General features: G+C 67.1%; 20 protein-coding genes. 6 read left to right on the forward strand and 14 right to left on the reverse strand.

Annotated features, from left to right (window positions below; genetic code table 11):
- Positions 1-22 precede the first annotated feature (22 nt).
- Together E5K04_RS06575 and murB are read left to right on the forward strand one after the other, a co-directional pair.
- Positions 23-1,426, forward strand: a complete 1,404-nt coding sequence (locus E5K04_RS06575) for an MATE family efflux transporter (protein WP_136552198.1) — start codon at positions 23-25, stop codon at positions 1,424-1,426.
- On the forward strand, positions 1,423-2,448 hold the full coding sequence (gene murB / locus E5K04_RS06580) for a UDP-N-acetylmuramate dehydrogenase (RefSeq protein ID WP_136552201.1): 1,026 nt from the start codon (positions 1,423-1,425) through the stop codon (positions 2,446-2,448). Before E5K04_RS06575 ends, murB begins: the two co-directional genes overlap by 4 nt.
- Position 2,449: 1 nt before the next feature.
- Here murB and E5K04_RS06585 read toward each other — a convergent pair whose 3' ends face one another.
- Both E5K04_RS06585 and E5K04_RS06590 read right to left on the reverse strand, forming a co-directional pair.
- Complete coding sequence (locus E5K04_RS06585) at positions 2,450-2,830, reverse strand: MAPEG family protein (protein ID WP_136552203.1); 381 nt, start codon at positions 2,828-2,830, stop codon at positions 2,450-2,452.
- A gap of 21 nt (positions 2,831-2,851) precedes the next feature.
- The gene (locus tag E5K04_RS06590; protein WP_136552206.1) at positions 2,852-3,517 is read right to left on the reverse strand and encodes an energy-coupling factor ABC transporter permease; all 666 of its coding nucleotides are present in this window, start codon (positions 3,515-3,517) and stop codon (positions 2,852-2,854) included.
- A 102-nt stretch (positions 3,518-3,619) separates the two neighbouring features.
- Between E5K04_RS06590 and nadC the strand changes: the two genes are divergently transcribed.
- Positions 3,620-4,459, forward strand: coding sequence for a carboxylating nicotinate-nucleotide diphosphorylase (gene nadC, locus E5K04_RS06595; protein WP_136552208.1), 840 nt, complete (start codon positions 3,620-3,622; stop codon positions 4,457-4,459).
- 139 nt (positions 4,460-4,598) lie between these two features.
- On the opposite strand, the gene E5K04_RS06600 is transcribed toward nadC, so the two are convergent.
- The 9 genes from E5K04_RS06600 to hrcA all read right to left on the reverse strand — a co-directional run bounded on the left by E5K04_RS06600 (position 4,599) and on the right by hrcA (position 12,339).
- Positions 4,599-5,237, reverse strand: a complete 639-nt coding sequence (locus E5K04_RS06600) for a CoA pyrophosphatase (RefSeq protein ID WP_136552210.1) — start codon at positions 5,235-5,237, stop codon at positions 4,599-4,601.
- A gap of 68 nt (positions 5,238-5,305) precedes the next feature.
- On the reverse strand, positions 5,306-6,268 hold the full coding sequence (locus E5K04_RS06605; protein ID WP_136552213.1) for a DMT family transporter: 963 nt from the start codon (positions 6,266-6,268) through the stop codon (positions 5,306-5,308).
- A gap of 126 nt (positions 6,269-6,394) precedes the next feature.
- Positions 6,395-6,880 carry a YajQ family cyclic di-GMP-binding protein gene (locus E5K04_RS06610; RefSeq protein ID WP_136552216.1) on the reverse strand — a complete coding sequence of 162 codons (486 nt, stop codon included), beginning with the start codon at positions 6,878-6,880 and terminating at the stop codon, positions 6,395-6,397.
- Between the two features lie 91 nt (positions 6,881-6,971).
- The gene (locus tag E5K04_RS06615) at positions 6,972-7,166 is read right to left on the reverse strand and encodes a hypothetical protein (RefSeq protein WP_136552218.1); all 195 of its coding nucleotides are present in this window, start codon (positions 7,164-7,166) and stop codon (positions 6,972-6,974) included.
- A gap of 115 nt (positions 7,167-7,281) precedes the next feature.
- On the reverse strand, positions 7,282-7,878 hold the full coding sequence (gene recR / locus E5K04_RS06620) for a recombination mediator RecR (RefSeq protein ID WP_136552220.1): 597 nt from the start codon (positions 7,876-7,878) through the stop codon (positions 7,282-7,284).
- A 55-nt stretch (positions 7,879-7,933) separates the two neighbouring features.
- Positions 7,934-8,269 (reverse strand): YbaB/EbfC family nucleoid-associated protein, encoded by a 336-nt coding sequence (locus E5K04_RS06625; RefSeq protein ID WP_136552222.1) that lies wholly within the window; start codon positions 8,267-8,269, stop codon positions 7,934-7,936.
- 9 nt (positions 8,270-8,278) lie between these two features.
- On the reverse strand, positions 8,279-10,198 hold the full coding sequence (gene dnaX / locus E5K04_RS06630) for a DNA polymerase III subunit gamma/tau (protein ID WP_136552224.1): 1,920 nt from the start codon (positions 10,196-10,198) through the stop codon (positions 8,279-8,281).
- A 58-nt stretch (positions 10,199-10,256) separates the two neighbouring features.
- Positions 10,257-11,279, reverse strand: a complete 1,023-nt coding sequence (mltB, locus tag E5K04_RS06635) for a lytic murein transglycosylase B (RefSeq protein ID WP_136552226.1) — start codon at positions 11,277-11,279, stop codon at positions 10,257-10,259.
- A gap of 19 nt (positions 11,280-11,298) precedes the next feature.
- Positions 11,299-12,339: a heat-inducible transcriptional repressor HrcA gene (gene hrcA, locus E5K04_RS06640; protein ID WP_235844297.1), complete on the reverse strand. Its 1,041-nt coding sequence runs from the start codon at positions 12,337-12,339 to the stop codon at positions 11,299-11,301.
- A 127-nt stretch (positions 12,340-12,466) separates the two neighbouring features.
- On the opposite strand from hrcA, the gene recA reads away from it, so the two are divergent.
- The 3 genes from recA (at position 12,467) to alaS (ending at position 16,736) form a co-directional block, all read left to right on the forward strand.
- The gene (gene recA, locus E5K04_RS06645; RefSeq protein WP_136552229.1) at positions 12,467-13,531 is read left to right on the forward strand and encodes a recombinase RecA; all 1,065 of its coding nucleotides are present in this window, start codon (positions 12,467-12,469) and stop codon (positions 13,529-13,531) included.
- Between the two features lie 2 nt (positions 13,532-13,533).
- Positions 13,534-13,980 (forward strand): recombination regulator RecX, encoded by a 447-nt coding sequence (gene recX / locus E5K04_RS06650; protein ID WP_235844299.1) that lies wholly within the window; start codon positions 13,534-13,536, stop codon positions 13,978-13,980.
- A gap of 122 nt (positions 13,981-14,102) precedes the next feature.
- Positions 14,103-16,736, forward strand: a complete 2,634-nt coding sequence (gene alaS, locus E5K04_RS06655) for an alanine--tRNA ligase (protein WP_136552231.1) — start codon at positions 14,103-14,105, stop codon at positions 16,734-16,736.
- Between the two features lie 108 nt (positions 16,737-16,844).
- Here alaS and E5K04_RS06660 read toward each other — a convergent pair whose 3' ends face one another.
- From E5K04_RS06660 to htpX, 3 genes are all read right to left on the reverse strand, one after another.
- Positions 16,845-18,524, reverse strand: a complete 1,680-nt coding sequence (locus tag E5K04_RS06660) for a SulP family inorganic anion transporter (protein ID WP_136552234.1) — start codon at positions 18,522-18,524, stop codon at positions 16,845-16,847.
- Between the two features lie 276 nt (positions 18,525-18,800).
- A complete protein-coding gene (locus tag E5K04_RS06665) occupies positions 18,801-19,778 on the reverse strand; it encodes a TerC family protein (protein ID WP_407920077.1) in 978 nt (325 codons plus the stop codon).
- Between the two features lie 197 nt (positions 19,779-19,975).
- Positions 19,976-20,851, reverse strand: a complete 876-nt coding sequence (gene htpX, locus E5K04_RS06670; protein ID WP_136552238.1) for a protease HtpX — start codon at positions 20,849-20,851, stop codon at positions 19,976-19,978.
- Positions 20,852-20,870: the final 19 nt, after the last annotated feature.

The raw sequence follows: 20,870 nt of genomic DNA on the forward strand, positions 1-20,870 counted from the left end.
TTCCCCGTCCCGACTTCCCCCCATGCTGTTCGAACTGAACCGCGCACCGCGTGGCGCCATCGCCAGCGAAGCGCGCGCGCTGATCCACCTCGCGCTACCGATGATGATCGCGCAGATCGCCCAGGTCGGCACAGGCTTTGTCGACACCGTGATGGCCGGCAACGTCAGCACCGACGACCTGGCCGCCGTCTCGCTGGGCTCCAGCGTATTCATCACCGTCTACGTCACGCTGATGGGCGTGGTCGCCGCGCTCAACCCCATCCTGTCCCACCTCCTGGGCGCGAAAGCGCACGCGCGCGTCGGCGAGACCGGCCGCCAGGGCCTGTGGTTCGGCCTCCTCATCGGCGTGATCGGCACCTTGCTGATGTTCGCCAGCATGCCGCTGCTGCGCGCCTGGCTCGACCTGCCCGCGCATGTGGAAGACATGACCGTGCTTTACGTCGCCGGCGCGGCCCTGGGCATGCCCGCGGCGATGATGCACCGCAGCCTGCACGCGTACGCGTCCAGCCTTGGCCACCCGCGGCCGATCATGCTGGTCAGCCTCGCCGCGCTCGCGCTGAACATCCCGCTCAACTACATCCTGATCCACGGCCTGTTCGGCCTGCCCAAGCTCGGCGGCGCAGGCTGCGGCTGGGCGACCGCCCTGGTGTTCTGGTTCAACGCGCTGGCGCTGTTCGCGTATATCGCGAAGACGCCTGCGCTGCAGAAATACGCGCTGACCGCGCGTTTCTCGCGCCCCGATTTCGCGCGCTTCGGCGAATTCCTCAAGCTGGGCGTGCCGATCGGCATGTCGTTCTTCGTCGAGGTGAGCCTGTTCTCCTTCATCGCGCTGCTGGTCGCCCAGCTCGGCACGCTGGTCGTCGCCGGCCACCAGGCGGTGCTCAACTTCACGACCATCATCTACATGCTGCCGCAGAGCCTGTCGGTCGCGCTGACCGTGCGCGTCGGTCACGCGGTCGGTGCCGGCGACTACCTGAAGGCGCGCTTCGCCTCCGGCGTCGGCCTCGTCACCGGCCTTGTCGCCTCTGCCATCACCATGGTCGCCGTGCTGTTGCTGCGCGAGCCCATCATCCGCATGTACACCAACGACCCGCAGGTCGTCGCGCTGGGCCTGACGCTGCTGTGGTTCGCCGCCGCCTACCAACTGACCGACGCGGTGCAGACGGTCGCCTCCGGCGCACTGCGCGGCTACAAGCTCACCCGCGTGCCGCTGGCGATCCACCTGTTCTCGTTCTGGGTGCTGGGGCTGGGGCTGGGTTACGTGCTCGCCCTGACCGACTACCTGGTGCCGGCGATGGGCGTGACCGGCTTCTGGGCCGCACTCGTCATCAGCCTGAGCGCTGCCGCGCTGTTCCTCGTCTACTACCTCGCACGCGAGAGCCGGAAAAGGCTCGCGCGCCAAGTCTCCGTGAAGGCCGCCGCATGACCCTGACCGTCCGCCAAGACGTTTCGCTTCGCCCGTTCAACACCTTCGGCCTTGACGCGCGCGCCGCGCACTACGCGGAACTGTCTGACCTCGCCGACCTGCCCGCGCTGCTGGCGCACACCACCTACCGGCAAGGGCCGGTGCTGTGGCTGGGCGGCGGCAGCAATATGCTGTTCACCCGCGACTGGGCAGGCCTGGTCGTGCGCGTCGCCACCCGCGGCGTACGCGTAGTCGAAGACGCCGGCGACCGCGTCATTATCGAGGCAGCCGCGGGCGAAACCTGGCACGACTTTGTCGGCCACACCCTCGCGCTGGGCCTGTCGGGCCTGGAGAACCTCAGCCTGATCCCGGGTACGGTCGGCGCCAGCCCGGTGCAGAACATCGGCGCCTACGGGGTCGAGGTGAAGGACAGCATTACCGAGGTGGTGTGCGCGGACCTTGCCGCCGGCGGCGCCCTGCGCGTGCTCTCCAACGCCGAGTGCCGCTTCGGCTACCGCGACAGCGTGTTCAAGCACGAGATGGCCGGCCGCCTGCTGGTCACCGCAGTACGCTTCGCGCTTACGCGCGGCGGCGTGGCCAATACCGCCTACGGCGACATCGGCGCCGAGCTCGCCGCGCGCGGCATTGGCGCACCGACGCCGGCCGAGGTCGGCGAGGCGGTGTGCACGATCCGCCGGCGCAAGCTGCCCGACCCGGCCGTGCTCGGCAACGCCGGCAGCTTCTTCAAGAACCCGGTGCTCGACGCGGACGCCGCCGCGCGCCTGATCGAACGCCACCCGACGCTGCCGCACTACCCGGCGCCGGGCGGGCGCGTCAAGCTGGCCGCCGGCTGGCTGATCGACCAAGCCGGGCTCAAGGGCTACCGCGCGGGCGACGCCGGCGTGCACGAAAAGCAGGCGCTGGTGCTGGTCAACCATGGCGAGGCCAGCGGCGCCGAACTGCTCGCCCTCGCCCGTCGGGTGCAAGAGACGGTGCGCGAGCGCTACGGCGTCGAGCTCGAACCCGAGCCGCTGGTGATCTGAGTCAGGCGCGCAAGAGCGCCGCGCCGTAGAGCACCATCGCCGACGCGAACGCGGCGAGCCACGCGAACGAGCGCAGCGTCGGCCGGTCGGCGATATAAAACACGCCGTGCAGCACGCGGCCGGCGACAAACACCAGCGCCGCCGCGTCGACCAGCGCCGGCGGCAGCTGCGTCACCCACGCGGCGAACAGCGCGCCCAGCCACACCGGCAGTGCTTCCCACGCGTTCTGCTGCGCCCAGTTCGCGCGCTGCCGGTAACCGACGGCGCGCGCGAGCACCTCGCGCGGACGGGCGTTGTCGTACGGCGCGCCCGCCTTCGCGCACACCGTCCACACCAGCGGCAACAAGGCCGCGACCAGCAAGCTTGCCAGCGCCAACTGCATCAATTTGTCCCCGGATCTTCCTCAGTCTTCGCGCCTGAGGTAATGCGCGTCGTCGAACGTCGACACCCACTGCGGACGGTAGACCACCAGCACCGCCGCCATCAGCCCGGTCATGAACGCCTCCGACCAGGACAGCAGGAAATAAAACGGCAAGCCCTCCTCCAGCAACACGTCTGCCGGGTACGCACCGGCAAGATGGAGCTGCGCGAGGGCGGCGAGCGACGCGAAAAGCAGGCTGCTGCCACCGCCGACAAAGGCGACCACGAACAGGTAGACGAAGTAGTTGGCCGGCAGGTGGCGCCGTGCGAGCACGAACACCGCCCACACCCACGCCACCGGCACGCACGCCATCGCGATGAAGTTGGGCCCGAAGGCCAACAGGCCTGCCTGCCCGACCACGCTGACGGCCGCGATCACCAGCGCGAGCGAGACGAGCGCCGCCGCCGGCCCGCCCATCAGCGTCAGCAGCGCAGCGCCCAAGAGATGGAACGACAGGCCCTCGCGCACGCCGCCCGACATCAGCCACGCGGCGAGCACGCAGACGGTCGCGCCCGCGAGCGCGCCGGCCAGATGGGGCGCCGGCGGCCGCGTCCGCAGCCACGCCAGCGCGAGCGACAGCACGCAACATGACAGCACGGCGCTGGCGATCAGCCACCCTGCAGGAAACGGCGCGGCGAACAGGTTCATGGCAATCGGGTTTTATTTGTCATCGCCGGATGATAGCAGAGCGGCACGACACCCGGCCCCGCCGCACGGTAGAATCCCCCTTTTGCCGTCACGGACCCGACCATGCCCACGCTTCCTGCCGCCCACCTGATCGCCGCCGACGTCAGCCGTGCCCTCGCCGAAGATATCGGCGCGCGCGACTGGACCGCCGAACTCGTCGACGAACACGCCAACGGCCGCGCCCGCGTCATCGCGCGCGAAGCCGGCGTGATCGCCGGGCAAGCCTGGTTCGACGAAGCGTTCCGTCAGGTCGACACGCGCTGCCGCGTGCTGTGGCTCACCAAGGAAGGCGAAACCGTAGAGGCCGGCCGCACGCTGTGCGAGATCGAGGGGCCGGCACGCGCGCTGCTGACCGCCGAGCGCACCGCGCTGAACTTCCTGCAACTGCTCTCCGCCGTTGCCAGCGAGGCGCGCCGCTACGTCGACGTGCTCGCCGGCACCCGCGCGCGCGTGCTCGACACCCGCAAGACGCTGCCCGGCCTGCGCTTCGCGCAGAAGTACGCGGTGACCGCCGGTGGCGGCTGCAACCAGCGGGTCGGCCTGTTCGACGGCATCCTGATCAAGGAAAACCATATCGCGGCGGCCGGCTCGATCCGCCAGGCGCTGATGGCCGCGTTCGCGCTGGCGCCCGAGGGGGTCAGCGTGCAGGTGGAAGTGGAGACGCTTGCCGAGCTTGACGAGGCGCTGGAGGCCGGCGCCCGCCTCGTGCTGCTCGACAATATGTCGCTGGACGAGATGCGCGAGGCGGTCGCGCGCAGCGCGGGCCGCGCCGAACTGGAGGCATCGGGCGGGGTAAACCTTGAGAGCATCCGCGCGATCGCCGAGACCGGCGTCGACCGCATCTCGGTCGGCAAGCTGACCAAGGACGTGCGTGCGCTCGACCTGTCGATGCGCTTCGCCTAAGAGCGTATTCACGCTCTCGCGAGCGAGGGCGAGACAAGGCGAAAACGGCTGAGAAAGCGGAATGTACAGGTGTTACATGAGCATTTCGAAGCCGATTTCAACGCTGTATCGTCGATGCGCAGCAGATCGTGAACAGGTTCTAAGCGGAGTCGGAGAGGCAGGCGGCCAGTTGGTAGAGCATGCCGGCGGTCGCCCCCCAGATGAAGCGGCCCTGGTAGTCGAGCGCGCGGAACTGGCCTCGCAGGCCGCCACGCTCGAACGGGTGGGTCTGGTAGCCTGCAAGGTTCAGCGCAAGCTCGAGCGGCAGCTCGAACACCTCGGCGACTTCGCCCGGGTCGGCCGCGAGCGCAAGCGGCGGCTCGGCCACCGCCACCACCGGGTGGATGCGGAACCCCGACAGCGTCGGGTAGGCCTCCATCACGCCGGCCACCCTCACCCGCGCGGTATCCAGCCCGACCTCCTCGTTCGCCTCGCGCAGCGCGGCGGCCACCACGCCCTCGTCGCTCGCCTCGACCTTGCCGCCGGGAAAGCTGATCTGCCCGGCGTGGCTGTTGAGCTGCTCGGAGCGCCGCGTCAGCAGTACCGTGGGCTTGCCCCGGTGCCAGACCAGCACGATCAGCACCGCAGCCTCGCGCAGCGCCACATGCGCGGGAAAGGCCTGCGACAGCTCGGGCGACGGCGGCCGCGGCGCCTGACGCAGGCGCGCGCACAGGACTTCGTGCGCGGCACGCGGGTCATCCAGCCGCCACAGCGGCGTCTCGGGGTATAGGCGAGTCATGCTCTTATCTTGATCGCCAACCAAAAAAAACGCCAGCCGGATTGGTTGGCGTTGCTGTTCGCGTCCTGTCAGCGCCCCATCGGCAGCGCGTCGCCCTGCAACAAGGCACGCAACCACGGCGGCAGATCGGGGACGCGCGCCGCGCACAACACGATGCCGCCCATGATCGCGGCGAAACCGGCCAGATGGAAGACCGCCAGCGTCTCGCCAAGGAAGGCGAACGACAGCAGGCTGGACGCCGCCGGCAGCAGGTTCATGAAGTTGCCGGTACGCTCCGACCCCAACTGGACGACGGCGCGGTTATAGAACACGTAGGCGAGCACCGACGGGAACACCGCCAGGTAGACCACGGCGGCGGCGGTCTCGCCGCTCCACAGCGCGGGCACCAGCGTCGCCGGCTCGAACACCAGCGCGAGCGGCAGCAACATGGCGGTCCCCAGCGCCGTCTGCACCAACAGCAAGACGCTGCCGTCCAGCCCGCGCGGCAAGGTGGAAACGATCAGCGTGTAGATCGCCCAGCACAGGCTCGCGCCCAAGAGCCACATTTCACCCGCCCCCATCCCCTGCTCGATCAGCGCCTGCGGCCGCCCGCCGGTCGCGATCAGCAAGGCCCCGGCCAGCGCGCAGGCGACACCGGCCCACGCGCGGGCCGGCAGGCGCCGCCCAAGCAGGGTCGCGCCCAACAGCAGGATCCACACCGGCGTGAAGGTCTGCAGCGCGGCCGCGCTGGTCGCGCTGGCGCTGGCGACGCCCAGGTAGATCAGCGCGTTGTTGCCGACGATGCCGAACAGCGCGAGCCACACCAGGCGGTGGCGTACCGCCCACAGGGCGGCGCGCTCGCGCACCAGCGTGCGGCAGACAAAGGGGAACAGCACGACGGTCGCCCCGCCCCAGCGCCATAAGGCGAGCCACAGCGGGGTCAGTTCGGCGCGGAACGCGCGGGCGATCACGACATTGCTCGCCCAGAACAGGATGGCAAGAACGACAAGCAGCACCGGACGGGCGGTGCTGCTGGGAGCGGGGGACGGCATGGCAGTGCAGGACAAGGAAAACGGAAGAAGCGCGGATACTAAGCCCGGCCCCTTCCTGTCACCTTGATCTCGCGCAAGATTGTATACAATCTACAAACAAAGCAACAAAACGCCCCATTGAGGCGATCAGTCGCGGAAATTATTGAACTGCAACGGGAAATCGGTCACTTCCTTGCGCATCATCGCGATCACTTCCTGCAGGATGTCGCGCTTGGCGCCGGTGACGCGCACCGATTCGCCCTGAATGCTCGCCTGCACCTTGAGCTTGGAGTCCTTGATCATACGGGTCAGCTTCTTGGCAAGTTCGGTCTCGATGCCTTCCTTGACCGTGATCACCTGCTTGGCCTTGTTGCCACCGATCGTTTCGAGCTTGCCGTGGTCGAGGCAACGCACGTCGATGCCGCGCTTGGAGAGCTTGCCCAGCAGGATGTCCTTGACCTGGTCGATCTGGAATTCGGAGTCGGCGTAGATCGTCAGCACCTTGTCGGCCTGTTCGATCTTGGCGGACGAGCCCTTGAAGTCGTAACGGGTACCGACTTCCTTGACCGACTGCTCGACGGCGTTGCGCACTTCGACGAGATTAACTTCGGAGACGATGTCAAAAGACGGCATGTTGAAATTCCTTGGGGGGTTGGGCCGCACATTCTAGCGCCACGCAAGCCCCACAGCAAAAAGGGCCGCAGCGAGCGGCCCTGCCTGCCCGTCAACAAAAAGGACCGCCTAGGCGGTCCTCCATGTCCATTTCCCTGTCCCAACGGCGGGACTCGATCTCGCGCAGCGCGTCGTTACGCGCCCTGTCCTGCTGTGAACACTTCTGCGGTCCGCCGACGGCACGGTTGCGGATCGCCTTCATCATCAGCGCACGGTCACGCTCCATCAGAAACTCGCTTCGATTCATACAGCCTCCGATCGCAAGAAGACAGGGAAAGGCAGCGTCAAACCTCCTGATCACGGCACTTGTGGCACCGCAACACAGCCACCTTATGCGCAAAGGCCGGCAAATGCAATCCTGCTTACAGGCTGCGCCGCTCGTACACCGCCTGCGCGAGCGTGCCCGGGTCGACGTGTTCGAGCTCGCCGCCCAAGGGCATGCCGCGCGCGATGCGCGACAAGCCCAGCCCCCGCCCCTTCAAAAGTTCGGCGATCAGGTGCGCGGTCACCTCGCCCTCGGCGGTGAAGTTGGTCGCGACGACCACCTCGCGGGTCACCCCGTCCAGCGCGCGCGCGGCGAGCTTGTCGAGGTTCGCCTCGCGCGGGCCGAGCCCGTCCATCGGCGACACCCGCCCCATCAGCACGAAGTAGAGGCCGTCGAAACAGCGCGCCTGCTCGAGCATCACGAGGTCGGCCGGCATCTCGACCACGCACAGCAAATCCTGCCGGCGGGTCGGGTCCGCGCACAGCGCGCACACCGGCGTCTCGCTGAAGGTGTTGCAGCGCTCGCAGTGGGTCAGGCGCGTCAGCGCGTTGTCGAGCGCGCGCGCCAGACGCTCGGCGCCGGCCTGGTCGCGCTGCAGCAGATGGTAGGCCATGCGCTGCGCGGACTTGGGACCGACCCCGGGCAGCACCTTGAGCGCGGACACCAGCGAGTCGAGTGAGGGAGGATTCTTCATGCGCGAGGACAGCGAGAGGGTGCCGGCGCGGCCAGGGCCGCGCCGGGGATGCGGATCAGAACGGCAGCTTCATGCCCGCCGGCAGGTTGAGCCCGGCGGTAAAGCCGGCCATCTTTTCCTGCGAGGTCGCTTCGGCCTTGCGCACGGCGTCGTTGAACGCGGCGGCGATCAGGTCCTCGAGCATCTCCTTGTCCTCGGCGTCACCCAGCAGGGAGTCGTCGATCGACACGCGCTTGACATCGTGCGAGCAGGTCATCACCACCTTGACGAGACCGGCGCCGGACTGGCCCTCGACCTCGACGCGGGCGAGCTCTTCCTGCGCCTTCTTCATATTGTCTTGCATTTGCTGGGCCTGCTTCATCAGGCCCGCGATCCCGGCTTTGCCGAACATGGTAACTCCTCAAACAACGGGTTGAATGGTATCCGCCAGCAGCGTCGCACCGAATTCGCGCATCAGCTGCTGGACTTTGGGATCTTCCTCGAGGCAGCGCCGGGCCGCCTCGCGCGCTTCGCCGCGCTCGCGCGCGCCGCGCATCGCCGGCGTCTCGGCGCCGGTCTCCTCGACGACGACTTCGACGGCAAACGGCCGGCCGAAATGCTCGGACAGCACCGCCTTCAGTTTTTCCTGGTAGTCACGCCCGGCCAGATGACGGAACGCCTCCGGCACCGCAAGCCGGAGCGCGCCGTCCCGCCAGGCCTTGAGCACCGCGTTCTGCGCGAGCATGCGGGCGCTGCCCATGCGCGGGCCGACGCCGGCGACCAGCGCAGGCCAGTCGCCGTCGAACACCGGCTTCTCCCGCTCTTCGGCCAGCAATTCGGCCGGCACGTAGCTGTCGGCGTCCTCGTCTACCGGCGGCGCCTCGTCGGGCAGCACGTCGCCGTCCCGCTCGTCGTCGGCCTCAGGAGCGCTATCCGGCACGGGCGTCAACCCGTCCGGCCCGGCCTCGGCGTAAGCGGGCAGCGACGGCTCGGCCGCTGGAGCCGGTGCCGGTGCAGCCGCTGCGGGCGCCGGCGCGGGTTCGGGTTCGCTGTCCGCCTCGGCCGACGGCTCGGCGGCTGCCGCTGCCTCAGGTTCGGCCGGACGGGCCGCCGGGCGTACCGGCTTGGCATCGTGTCTTGCCAACAGCGCGCGCGCCTCGTCCATGCCGCTGCGCGCGACATGCGCGGCGGCGGCCGACGGCGGCGGCGCGGACGGCGCTTGCGTGCGCGGCGCGCGCTCGGCCAGCTCTGCCTGGTGCACCGGATGGAAGGCGAGCATGCGGATCAGCGCCATCGTGAAGCCGGCGTGCTCGTCCGGCGCGAGCGCAAGGTCACGCCGGCCGTGCACCGCGATCTGGTAGTACAGCTGCACGTCGGCCGGCGCCATCGCGTCGGCGAGCGCGAACAGGGTGTCGCGCTCCGGGTCGTCGTCCGCGATCGCCGCAGGGACGGCCTGCGCGAGCGCGACCTGCTGCAACAGCACGGTCAATTCGGTCAGCGCGGCGTCGAAACCGACACCGCGGTCGGCCAAAACCTCGGCCTCGCGCATCAGGCGCACGCCGTCGCCGGCGGACAGCGCCAACAGCAGGGAAAACAGGTAGCTGCGGTCGACCGCGCCCAGCATCGCGCGCACGCCGTCTTCGCGCACTTCGCCGACGCCGTAGGCGATCGCCTGGTCCAGCAGCGACAGCGCGTCACGCATCGAACCCTGCGCCGCGCGTCCCAACAGCGCGAGCGCCGGCGCCTCGAAGGCGACACCCTCGACGTCCAGCACATGTGCGAGGTGGCCCGACACCTGCTGCGGCGTCATGTTGCGCAGGGAAAACTGCAGGCAGCGCGAGAGCACCGTCACCGGCACCTTCTGCGGGTCGGTGGTCGCCAGGATGAACTTCACGTGCGAGGGCGGCTCCTCCAGCGTCTTCAACATCGCGTTGAACGCGCTCTTCGAGAGCATGTGCACTTCGTCGATGATGTAGACCTTGAAGCGGCCGAAGGTCGGCGCGTACTGGGCGTTCTCCAGCACCTCGCGGATATTGTCGATGCCGGTGTTCGACGCGGCGTCGATCTCCAAGAGGTCGACAAAACGCCCGGCGTCGATCTGCCTGCACGCGTCGCATACGCCGCACGGCTCGGCGCCTATCCCCGTCTCGCAGTTGAGGCTCTTGGCGAGAATGCGCGCGATGGTGGTCTTGCCCACCCCGCGCGTGCCGGTCAGTAGGTAGGCGTGGTGTAGGCGCTCGCCGGTCAGCGCGTTGCTCAGCGCACGCACGACATGCTCCTGGCCGACCAGGTCGGCGAAGCGCTTGGGACGCCACTTGCGGGCGAGGACTTGATAGCTCATGGGGGACGATTCTAGCAGGAAGACGGCGGCACGAGGATGACCGCGTGCCGCCGCCGCGTCAGTCGGCGACCGTGCCGGCCATCGTCTGGGCGAGGTAGCGCTCGCGGATCTGCTCGGCCAACTCCTCGGCCGCCTTCGCGTACAGCGTGCTGCGGTTGTAGCGGGTGATCGCGTAGAAATTGTTCAGGCCAAGCCAGTACTCGGTGACGCCGGGAGCGACCTCGAGCGGGAACAGCACCGCCGGCACGTTGTCGGCGACTTCACCCTGCGGGACGACGCCCATTTTCTTTAGTTCGCCCACCGTGTAATGCAGGTTGAACTTGTCCGAGACCAGCGCGTCGATCTTCGGCCCCGGCGTGACCACCGCCGGGATCACCACGTCGTCGCCCTTCTGCCAGCCGTGCACCTTGAAGTAGTTGGCGACGCTGCCGATGGCGTCGGCCGGATTGTCCCAAATGTCGCGGTGGCCGTCGCCATCGAAGTCGACCGCCCACTTGCGGTAGCTTGACGGCATGAACTGCGGCCAGCCCATCGCGCCGGCGTAGCTGCCCTTGAGCAGGAGCGGGTTCTTGCCCTCCTCGCGCGCCAGGCGCAAAAACTCGGTCAGCTCGCCCCGGAAGAACTGCGCGCGGCGCGGGTAATCGAAGGCGACGGTCGACAGCGCGTCGGCGACGCGGAAGCTGCCGGTATTGCCGCCGTAGCGCGTCTCAATGCCGATGATGGCGACGATCATCTCGGGCGGCACGCCGTAACGGCGCTCGGCCGCGGCGAGCACCGGCGCGTGCTGTTGCCAGAACGCTACGCCGCCGTCGACGGTCTTTTCGTTGAGAAAGCCCGGGTGGAACTGGTACCACGGGCGCGAGGTCGACGGCTTGTCGAGCGCGCGTATGATCGCGGGCTTGGTTTCCACGTTGGCGAATACCGACTCCAGGTAGGGGCGGTCGAAGGTGCCGCTGGCCACCTGTTCGTCGATATAGCGCTGCACGTCGGCACGGCCAAGGAAATCGGCGTCGGCAACGGCGCTCAGGGGCAGTAAGGCAAGCAGCACGGCGAGCGTGCGGCGGGTAGTCAGTCTGGTCATTCCGGTCGGGACATCCGTATCAATGGCTGTAGGAAAGCGCGCTGGAAACCAGGCGCGAAGTGATGTCTACGATCGGAATCACATGCTCGTAGTTCATTCTGGTCGGCCCGATCACGCCGAGCGAACCGACGACCTGTCCGTTGATGCGGTAAGGCGCGCTGACCACCGAGCAGTCGCCAAGCGGGGTCACGCCGGACTCCTCGCCGATATACAGGCTCACCCCCTGCGCGTTGCGGCTTTGCTCGAGCAGGTTCAGAAGTTCGGTCTTGCGCTCGAAGGCGGCAAACAGGTCGCGCAAGCGGGTCAGGTCTTCCGACAGGTCGCGCACATTCAAAAGGTTGTTGCCGCCGGCGATCACCATCGCGCCGGTCTGCTCGGCCAGCGTCTGGCGGCCGAGGTTGATCGCCAGCGCCATCAGCGAGCTGATGTCCGACTGCAGGGTGCGCAGTTCGGCCTCGACCCGCTCGGACGCGCTGGACAAGCCCTGTCCCGCGTAATGCTGGTTGATGAAGTTGGCCGCCTCGACCAGCTCGGACGGCCCGTAGTCACGCTCGGTGGTGAGGATGTGGTTCTGCACGTCGCCGTCCATCGTCACTAGGATCAGCAGCACCCGCCGCTCCGACAGGCGCAGAAACTCCATCTGGCGGAAGGCGATGTCGGCGCGTTGCGGGGTGACCACCACCCCGGCGAAATGGGTGAGTTCGGAGAGCACCTGCGAGGCGGCCTGCGCCAGCCTTTGCGGGCTGTCCGGGTGCAGGTTGTCCTCGAGTTCGCGCACCAGCGCGCCCTCGAGCGGGCCCAGGGTGAGCAGGCGGTCGACGAACACGCGGTAGCCGCGCGCGGTCGGCACCCGCCCGGCCGAGGTGTGCGGCGACGCGACCAGCCCCATCGCCTCCATGTCGGCCAGCGCGTTGCGGATCGACGCCGGAGAGAGTTCGAGCCCCGCCAGTTGCCCGAGCGTGCGCGAAGGCACGGGGGTGCCGTCGACGATATAGCGTTCGACGAGGGTCTTGAGCAGGCGTTGGGCGCGTTCGTTCAGCATGGTTTCATTCTGCCGCATGGGCGTGTCCGAATCAAAGTGGGCGCAAACACCCGCAAAACAAGGGGCCGCGCCCGAAGTCGAAACGGCGGCGCCAGTTATGCGATAATCGTCCGGTTAATGACCCCAGCCGTATTTGGAGACTTGCATGGCCGACGACAACAAACGCGCCGATGAGAAAAGCAAAGCCCTGAGCGCCGCGCTCGCACAGATCGAAAAGCAGTTCGGCAAGGGCTCGATCATGCGCATGAGCGACAACCAGATCCAGGAGAACCTGCAGGTCATCTCCACCGGTTCGCTCGGCCTCGACCTCGCGCTCGGCGTCGGCGGCCTGCCGCGCGGCCGCGTCGTCGAAATCTACGGCCCGGAATCGTCGGGCAAGACCACGCTGTGCCTGCAGGTGGTCGCCGAGGCGCAGAAACTGGGCGGCACCTGCGCCTACATCGACGCGGAAAACGCGCTCGATCCGGTCTACGCGCAAAAGCTCGGCGTCAACGTCGAAGACCTGCTGATCTCGCAGCCGGACACCGGCGAGCAGGCGCTCGAGATCTGCGACATGCTGGTGCGCTCCGGCGGCCTCGACGTGATCGTGATCGACTCGGTCGCGGCGCTGGTGCCCAAGGCCGAAATCGAAGGCGAGATGGGCGACAGCCACGTCGGCCTGCAGGCACGCCTGATGAGCCAGGCCCTGCGCAAGCTGACCGGCAACATCAAGCGCACCAACACGCTGGTGATCTTCATCAACCAGATCCGCATGAAGATCGGCGTGATGTTCGGCAACCCGGAAACCACCACCGGCGGCAACGCGCTGAAGTTCTACGCGTCGGTGCGCCTCGACATCCGCCGCGTCGGCGCCATCAAGAAGGGCGACGAAGTGCTGGGCAACGAGACCCGCGTCAAGGTCGTCAAGAACAAGGTCGCCCCGCCGTTCAAGCAGGCGAACTTCGACATCCTGTACGGCGAAGGCATCAGCCGCGAGGGCGAGATCGTCGAGATGGGCGTCGAGCAGGGCTTCATCGAGAAGTCGGGCGCCTGGTACAGCTATGGCGGCCAGAAGATCGGCCAGGGCAAGGACAACACCCGCGTGTGGCTGAAGGACAACCCGGCCATCGCCGGCGAAGTCGAAGCCAAGATCCGCGACAAGGTCGGCGTGAGCACCGCCGTGGTGGCCAGCGAAGGCGACGACGAAGCGCTCGCCGACGACATGTTCTGAGCGTGGCCGAAAAAAGCCTGATGGCGCGGGCGGTCGAACTGCTGTCCCGGCGCGAGTATTCGCGCCGCGAACTGTTCGCCCGCCTCAAGCCGCACGCGGCAGACCCGGACGAAATCGAGGCGGTGCTCGCCGAACTTGCCGAGCGTCACTGGCAGTCGGACGAGCGCTACGCGCAGGCGCTCGCGCAAAGCAAGCAGGGACGCTGGGGCAGCACCCGCCTCGCGCAGGCCCTGCGCAGCAAGGGCGTCGACCGCGACACCATCGCCGAGGCGCTGGACGGGATCGACGACCTGGCCGCCTGCCGCGGGCTGTGGCAGAAAAAGTTCGGCACAGCCCCCGCCGACGCGCAAGAGAAGGCTAGGCAAATGCGTTTTCTCGCCGCGCGCGGCTTCCCGGCCGACGTGGTACGCAAGGTGCTCGCCGAAGCCGGCCACAGTCACGACGACTAAACGGCCTGCCAACGCCGCAAATGCTTGCGTCCGCCCCCCTGCCCTTGCCACAATCCGGACAAGGCTGCCCGCCCCGCGCACCTCAGGGGCCAACCATACAATTCGTATCGCGATAGCACACAATGAAAACCTCCGAAATCCGCCAGAAATACCTGGACTTCTTCGCGTCCAAGGGACACGAAGTGGTCGCTTCGAGCTCGCTGGTCCCGTGGGAAGACCCGACGCTCCTGTTCACCAACGCCGGCATGAACCAGTTCAAGGACGTGTTCCTCGGCTTTGACAAGCGTCCGTACAGCCGCGCGACCACCTCGCAGAAGTGCGTGCGCGCAGGCGGCAAGCACAACGACCTGGAAAACGTCGGCTACACCGCACGCCACCACACCTTCTTCGAGATGCTGGGCAACTTCAGCTTCGGCGACTACTTCAAGCACGACGCGATCCGTTACGCCTGGGAATTCCTGACCGACCCCAAGTGGCTCGGCCTGCCCAAGGAAAAGCTGATGGTCACCGTCTACGCGTCGGATGACGAGGCGTACGAGATCTGGAACAAGGAAATCGGCGTGCCGGCCGACAAGATCGTGCGCATCGGCGACAACAAGGGCGCACCATACGCGTCCGACAACTTCTGGCAGATGGGCGACACCGGCCCGTGCGGCCCGTGCACCGAGATCTTCTACGACCACGGCGCCCACATCTGGGGCGGCCCGCCGGGAAGCCCGGAAGAGGACGGCGACCGCTTCATCGAGATCTGGAACAACGTCTTCATGCAGTTCAACCGCACCGAAGACGGCACCATGAACCCGCTGCCCAAGCCCTCGGTCGACACCGGCATGGGGCTTGAGCGCATCTCGGCCGTGCTGCAGGGCGTGCACGCAAACTACGAGATCGACCTGTTCCAGTCGCTGATCCGCGCCGCCGCGCGCGAGACCAGCGTGCCGTTCAGCCTGGACGTGCCGAGCCTGAAGGTGATCGCCGACCACATCCGCGCCTGCGCCTTCCTGATCGCCGACGGCGTGGTGCCGTCGAACGACGGCCGCGGCTACGTGCTGCGCCGCATCATCCGCCGCGCGATCCGCCACGGCTACAAGCTCGGCCAGAAGGGCCTGTTCTTCCACAAGCTGGTCGCCGACCTCGCATCCGAGATGGGCGACGCCTACCCCGAGCTGCGCATCCGCCAGGCGCAGATCGAGGACGCGTTGAAAGCCGAAGAGATCAAGTTCGCCGAGACGCTGGACAAGGGCATGGGCCTGTTGGAGTCCGCGCTGAAGGACAGCCCGAAGGAGCTGGGTGGCGAGACCGTGTTCAAGCTGTACGACACCTACGGCTTCCCGGTCGACCTGACCGCCGACATCTGCCGCGAGCGCGAGATCGGCGTCGACATGGAAGGCTTCGAGCGCGAGATGAACGCGCAACGTGAACGCGCGCGCGCCGCGTCGACCTTCAAGATGGCCGGCAACGTCGAGTACAGCGGCGCCGACACCTGCTTCGAGGGTTACGCCGAGCACAGCAGCGAGGCTCGCGTGCTGGCGCTCTACAAGGACGGCCAGCCGGTCGAGGCGCTGGCCGCCGGCGACGAAGGCATCGTCGTGCTCGACAACACCCCGTTCTACGCGGAAGGCGGCGGCCAGGTCGGCGACGTCGGCGAGATTTCGGTCACGGGCGGCGTGGGCGCGCTGTTCGACGTCACCGACACCCAGAAGATCCAGGCGGCGGTATTCGGCCACAAGGGCGTGCTCGCCCGCGGCGCGCTGAAGGTCGGCGACGAAGTGGTCGCCACCATCGACCTGCACAACCGTCTGGCCACCGCGCGCAACCACTCGGCGACCCACCTGTTGCACACCGCGCTGCGCCACGTGCTGGGCGAACATGTCGCGCAGAAGGGTTCGCTGGTGACCCGCGAGCGCACCCGCTTCGACTTCTCGCACGGCGCGGCGGTGACCGCGGACGAGATCGCCGAGATCGAGCGCGTGGTCAACCGCATCGTCGCGCACAACGTCGACGTGAGCGCGACCGTGATGCCGTACGACGACGCGATGAAGGCTGGCGCCACCGGCCTGTTTGGCGAGAAATACGGCGACGAGGTGCGCGTGCTGAAGATGGGCGAGCACTCGATGGAACTGTGCGGCGGCACCCACGTGAACCGCACCGGCGACATCGGCTTCTTCAAGATCGTCTCCGAAGGCGGCATCGCCGCCGGCGTGCGCCGCATCGAGGCGGTGACCGGCGAAGGCGCGGTGCTGTGGGCGCAGGCGCAGGATGCGATGCTGAAAGACGCCGCCACCGCGCTGAAGGCGCAGGGGGTCGGCGAAGTCGTCACCAAGATCGGCGCGCTGCAGTCCGACCTCAAGGCGCTCGAGAAGGAAATGGCCAAGCTGAAGGTCAAGCTTGCCGCCGCCGCCAGCGCCGAGCTCGCCGAGAACGCGACCCGCATCGGCGACGCGAAGCTGATCGTCAGCGAACTGGAAGGCCTCGACAACGCGGGCCTGAAGGAAACCGCCGAGAAGCTGAAGGACCGCATCGGCAGCGGCGCGCTGGTGCTCGCCACCCAGATCGACGGCAAGGTCGCGCTGGTCGCCGCGGTGACCGCCGACCTCACCGGCAAGCTCAAGGCCGGCGAGCTCGTCAACTTTGTCGCCCAGCAGCTGGGCGGCAAGGGCGGCGGCCGCCCGGACTTCGCGCAGGCCGGCGCTACCGACGCGAGCGGCCTTGCCGAAGCGCTCGCGAGCGTCGAGGCATTTGTCGGCGGCAAGCTGTAAGCGCCCGCAGGCAAAACGACAGGCCACCCCGCGGGGTGGCCTTTTTCATGCGTGCAAAAAAACAGCCCGGCGCGCACGCGGCCGGGCTGCTGGACGGAAGTGGCGGGCTCAGCCCTCGGCCGGCGGCGTGTCCGCGCCGGTGCGCGATTGCGGCACGCACGCGCGGATCGCGTGGATCAGCTTGCGGTAGACGCCGTGCGGGCCAAGCTTCCCGGCGATGCCGGAGTGCACCAGTTCGAGACGCACCTCGGGGCTCGCGTCGCACAGCACCACGCGAACGCCGCGCTCGGCCAGCTTGTCGCAGACTTCTTCCAGCGTGGAGAGCCCGGTACCGTCGATGAAGGGCACGCGCTTGAGGCGCAGGATCAGCACCCTCGGTTCGGTATGGGTCTCGCCCAGCGCGCGCGCGAAGGTCTCGACCGCGCCGTAGAAGAACGGCCCCTCCACCGAATACACCAGCACGTCGTCGGGCAAGGCGTCGACGCCGTGGTGGCGCAGCTCCATCGCCAAGTCGTCGCCCTCGACACGCTGCACGTCGACCGACAGCGCCATCTTGCGCAGGAAATGCAGCGTCGCCAGGATCACGCCGATATTCACCGCCACCACCAGATCGGTGAACACGGTCAGGAAGAAAGTGATCAGCAGGATCGCGACATCGGCGCGCGGCGCGTGGGTGAGCATGTGCTTGAAGTGGCGCAGTTCGCTCATGTTGTAGGCGACGACGAACAGGATCGCCGACAGTGCGGCCAGCGGAATGTTCGCCGCCGCCGGCGCCAGCACCAGCACGATCAGCAGCAGCAGCACGCAATGGGTAATGCCGGCCAGGGGCGACGAGCCGCCGTTACGGATATTGGTCGCCGTGCGCGCGATCGCGCCGGTCGCGGCGAAGCCGCCGAACAGCGGGGTCACGATATTGGCGACGCCCTGCCCGATCAGCTCCTGGTTCGAGTTGTGGCGGGAGCCGGCCATGCCGTCGGCGACCACCGCCGAGAGCAGCGACTCGATCGCACCCAGCATGGCGATGGTGAACGCGGGGCCGATCAACTCGACCAGCAGCGCCGGCGTCACCTGCGGCATCTCGAAACTGGGTAGGCCCTGCGGGATGCCGCCGAACGCGCTGCCGATGGTCGCGACACCGTCAAACACGAAGACCGACTGCAGCAGGGTAGCGACCACCATCGCGACCAGCGGCCCGGGCAGGCGCTTGAGGTAAGGGATTTTCGGCGTGAACACCACCAGCGCGAGGCTCAACAGCGCAAGGGCGGTGGTCGCCGGGTGCAGGTCGGGCAAGGCCTGCACCAGGTGCCAGAATTTCTCGTGGAAGTGCTCGCCGGAAACGGCAGGCAAGCCGAAGAAGTCCTTCCACTGGCCGACCCAGATGATCACGCCGATACCGGCGGTGAAGCCCACGATCACCGGCGCCGGTATGAACTTGATCACCGCACCCATGCGGGCCAACCCCATTGCCAGCAGGATCACCCCCGCCATCATCGTCGCGATCTGCAGGCCAGCGATGCCGTACTTGGCGGTGATCGCGGCGAGGATCACGATGAAGGCGCCGGTCGGCCCGGCGATCTGTACGCGGCTGCCGCCGAACACAGAGATCAGCAGGCCGGCGACGATCGAGGTGTACAGGCCCTGCTCGGGCTTGGCGCCGGACGCGATGGCGAACGCCATCCCCAGCGGCAGGGCTACGACGCCGACGATCAGGCCGGCGACGATATTGTTCAGCCACTGCGCGCGCGTATTGAAAAGGCCGGCGCGCTTGGCTTCCAGCAAGGCAATCATCGGTTTACCTTCAAAGGTTCAAAATGAAAGCGGATGATTATAGTCTTATCAATAAACCCGTAAGCCACCACAAGGCGGACAGCCATTGGAATGGCACTTTATCGACATTGGGCGACGCAAAAGACCAAGCCATCCTTTGCATTCAGCATATACAAGTTGACGCACCTCGCCCACCTTTGCCGATGACGCCCAGGCCTTTGAACCCGCACCAATAAAAACGGAGCCCCATCAGGGGCTCCGGTACAAGGCGCCGCCATCGCGGCGACGCAGGGAGGATCAAACCGCCGGCGGGTCGTTGCGCGTCTTGTACAGCGAGTAGAGGACACCGGCGAACAGCAGGCCGAAGGTCACGCCCAGCGACAGCGGTGTCGGCACTTTCAGCGCGACCATCCCGATATCGTTCAGGTAGACCAGCGCGACCTTCACGCCGATGAACACCAGCACCAGCGACAGCGCGTACTTCAGGTAGTGGAAGCGGTGCACCATCGCGGCCAGCGCGAAGTAAAGTGCGCGCAGACCAAGGATCGCAAAGATGTTCGACGTGTACACGAGGAACGGGTCCTGCGTGATCGCGAAGATCGCCGGGATGCTGTCGACCGCGAAGATCAGGTCCGCGCTCTCGACCAGTACCAGCGCGAGCAGCAGCGGGGTCGCCCACCAGCCGCGTTCGAGGCCGTGCGCCTCGCCGCGCACCCAGAATTTCTCGCCGTGCAGGGTCGGCGTGAAGCGCATGTGGTTGCGCAGCCAGCGGTACAGCTTGTTGTGCTCGATGTCCGGGTGCTCGTCGTCGGCGAACAGCATCTTGACGCCGGTGAACACCAGGAAGGCGCCGAACACCATGAGCACCCACTGGTACTGCGCGACCAGCACCGCGCCCAGCCCGATCATCACCGCGCGCATCAGGATCACGCCCAAAATGCCCCAGAACAGCACGCGGTGCTGGTAGATGCGCGGCACGGCGAGGCTGGAGAAGATCAGCGCGATCACGAACACGTTGTCCATCGACAGCGACTTCTCGACCACGTAGCCGGTCAGGTAGGCCATCCCGGCGTCCGCCCCCTTGTACCACCAGATCCAGCCGCCGAAGGCCAGACCCAGCGCGATATAGAACGCGGACAGCTTCAGGCTTTCGCTGACGGTGATCTCGCGCTGCTCCTTGTGCAGCACGCCCAGGTCGAACGCGAGCAAGGCGATCACGATCAGGAAGAACATCAGCCACACCCACAGCGGGTAGCCGACAAACATCACAGTCATCAATTCCATGGTTCACTCTCAATGTTGGCCGCACCGCACAAACGCCACGGTACGCTGCCAGTGTACACCCGAATTGATTATCGAATAATGCGGATTAATACTAACAATAATCCCATTTTTTCGAATGATTAGACAAAAAAACGGGCCGCAAAGCGCCCCGGGAGCAAAACCACCAAGGGTGGAGAGAGGGAATCCGTTTAGCGGGCAGCCAGGCGCGCGAGGCGCTCTTCGATGCTCGGGTGCGACGCGAACAGCGCCATCAGGCCACCACCGCCGGCGATGCCCGACGCGGCCATGTTCTGCGGCAAGGCGCCCGGGGTCAGGCCGCCCAGACGCTGCAGCGCGTGGGCCATCGGCACCGGCGAGCCCATCAGGGTGGCGGCCCCCGCGTCGGCGCGGAATTCGCGCTGGCGCGAGAAGTACATCACGATCATCGACGCGAGGATGCCGAACAGGATCTCGCAGACGATCACCGTCACGAAGTAACCGATGCCGGTGCCGGACGACTCCTCGTCGTTGCGGCGCAGGAAGCTGTCGACTAGGTAGCCGACCACGCGGGCCAGGAAGAACACGAAGGTGTTGACCACGCCCTGGATCAGGGTCAGCGTCACCATGTCGCCGTTGGCGATGTGCGCGACTTCATGCGCGAGCACCGCTTCGACTTCCTCGTGCGTCATGCTTGTAAGCAACCCGGTCGACACCGCGACCAGCGAGCTCGACTTGCTCGCGCCGGTCGCGAACGCGTTGGGCGCGCCCTCGTAGACCGCCACTTCGGGCATCGGCAGGTTGGCGCGGGTGGCGAGCTTGTGCACGGTCTGCATCAGCCACGCTTCGGTCTCGTTGTGCGGGGTCTGGATCACCTGCGCGCCGGTCGACCATTTGGCGATGGTCTTGGACATCGCCAGCGAGATGAAGGCGCCGCCGAAGCCGAGCACGGCGGAGAACACCAGCAGCATGCCGAGGTTGAGGCCGTTGGCGGTCAGGAAGCGGTTGATGCCCAGCACCTGCACCACCACGCTGAGCACCAGCATCACCGCGATATTGGTCGCGATCAGCAGAATCACGCGTTTCACTTTGTCTTTCCTTTCAGGT

Source organism: Crenobacter intestini (assembly GCF_004919095.1).
GTDB classification, from domain to species: Bacteria; Pseudomonadota; Gammaproteobacteria; order Burkholderiales; family Chromobacteriaceae; genus Craterilacuibacter; species Craterilacuibacter intestini.

Coding starts and splice junctions, on each gene's coding strand:
- E5K04_RS06575 (WP_136552198.1), top strand. CDS start 23: ATGCTGTTCGAACTGAACCGCGCACCGCGTGGCGCCATCGCCAGCGAA.
- murB (WP_136552201.1), top strand. CDS start 1,423: ATGACCCTGACCGTCCGCCAAGACGTTTCGCTTCGCCCGTTCAACACC.
- E5K04_RS06585 (WP_136552203.1), bottom strand. CDS start 2,830: ATGCAGTTGGCGCTGGCAAGCTTGCTGGTCGCGGCCTTGTTGCCGCTG.
- E5K04_RS06590 (WP_136552206.1), bottom strand. CDS start 3,517: ATGAACCTGTTCGCCGCGCCGTTTCCTGCAGGGTGGCTGATCGCCAGC.
- nadC (WP_136552208.1), top strand. CDS start 3,620: ATGCCCACGCTTCCTGCCGCCCACCTGATCGCCGCCGACGTCAGCCGT.
- E5K04_RS06600 (WP_136552210.1), bottom strand. CDS start 5,237: ATGACTCGCCTATACCCCGAGACGCCGCTGTGGCGGCTGGATGACCCG.
- E5K04_RS06605 (WP_136552213.1), bottom strand. CDS start 6,268: ATGCCGTCCCCCGCTCCCAGCAGCACCGCCCGTCCGGTGCTGCTTGTC.
- E5K04_RS06610 (WP_136552216.1), bottom strand. CDS start 6,880: ATGCCGTCTTTTGACATCGTCTCCGAAGTTAATCTCGTCGAAGTGCGC.
- E5K04_RS06615 (WP_136552218.1), bottom strand. CDS start 7,166: ATGAATCGAAGCGAGTTTCTGATGGAGCGTGACCGTGCGCTGATGATG.
- recR (WP_136552220.1), bottom strand. CDS start 7,878: ATGAAGAATCCTCCCTCACTCGACTCGCTGGTGTCCGCGCTCAAGGTG.
- E5K04_RS06625 (WP_136552222.1), bottom strand. CDS start 8,269: ATGTTCGGCAAAGCCGGGATCGCGGGCCTGATGAAGCAGGCCCAGCAA.
- dnaX (WP_136552224.1), bottom strand. CDS start 10,198: ATGAGCTATCAAGTCCTCGCCCGCAAGTGGCGTCCCAAGCGCTTCGCC.
- mltB (WP_136552226.1), bottom strand. CDS start 11,279: ATGACCAGACTGACTACCCGCCGCACGCTCGCCGTGCTGCTTGCCTTA.
- hrcA (WP_235844297.1), bottom strand. CDS start 12,339: ATGCGGCAGAATGAAACCATGCTGAACGAACGCGCCCAACGCCTGCTC.
- recA (WP_136552229.1), top strand. CDS start 12,467: ATGGCCGACGACAACAAACGCGCCGATGAGAAAAGCAAAGCCCTGAGC.
- alaS (WP_136552231.1), top strand. CDS start 14,103: ATGAAAACCTCCGAAATCCGCCAGAAATACCTGGACTTCTTCGCGTCC.
- E5K04_RS06660 (WP_136552234.1), bottom strand. CDS start 18,524: ATGATTGCCTTGCTGGAAGCCAAGCGCGCCGGCCTTTTCAATACGCGC.
- E5K04_RS06665 (WP_407920077.1), bottom strand. CDS start 19,778: ATGACTGTGATGTTTGTCGGCTACCCGCTGTGGGTGTGGCTGATGTTC.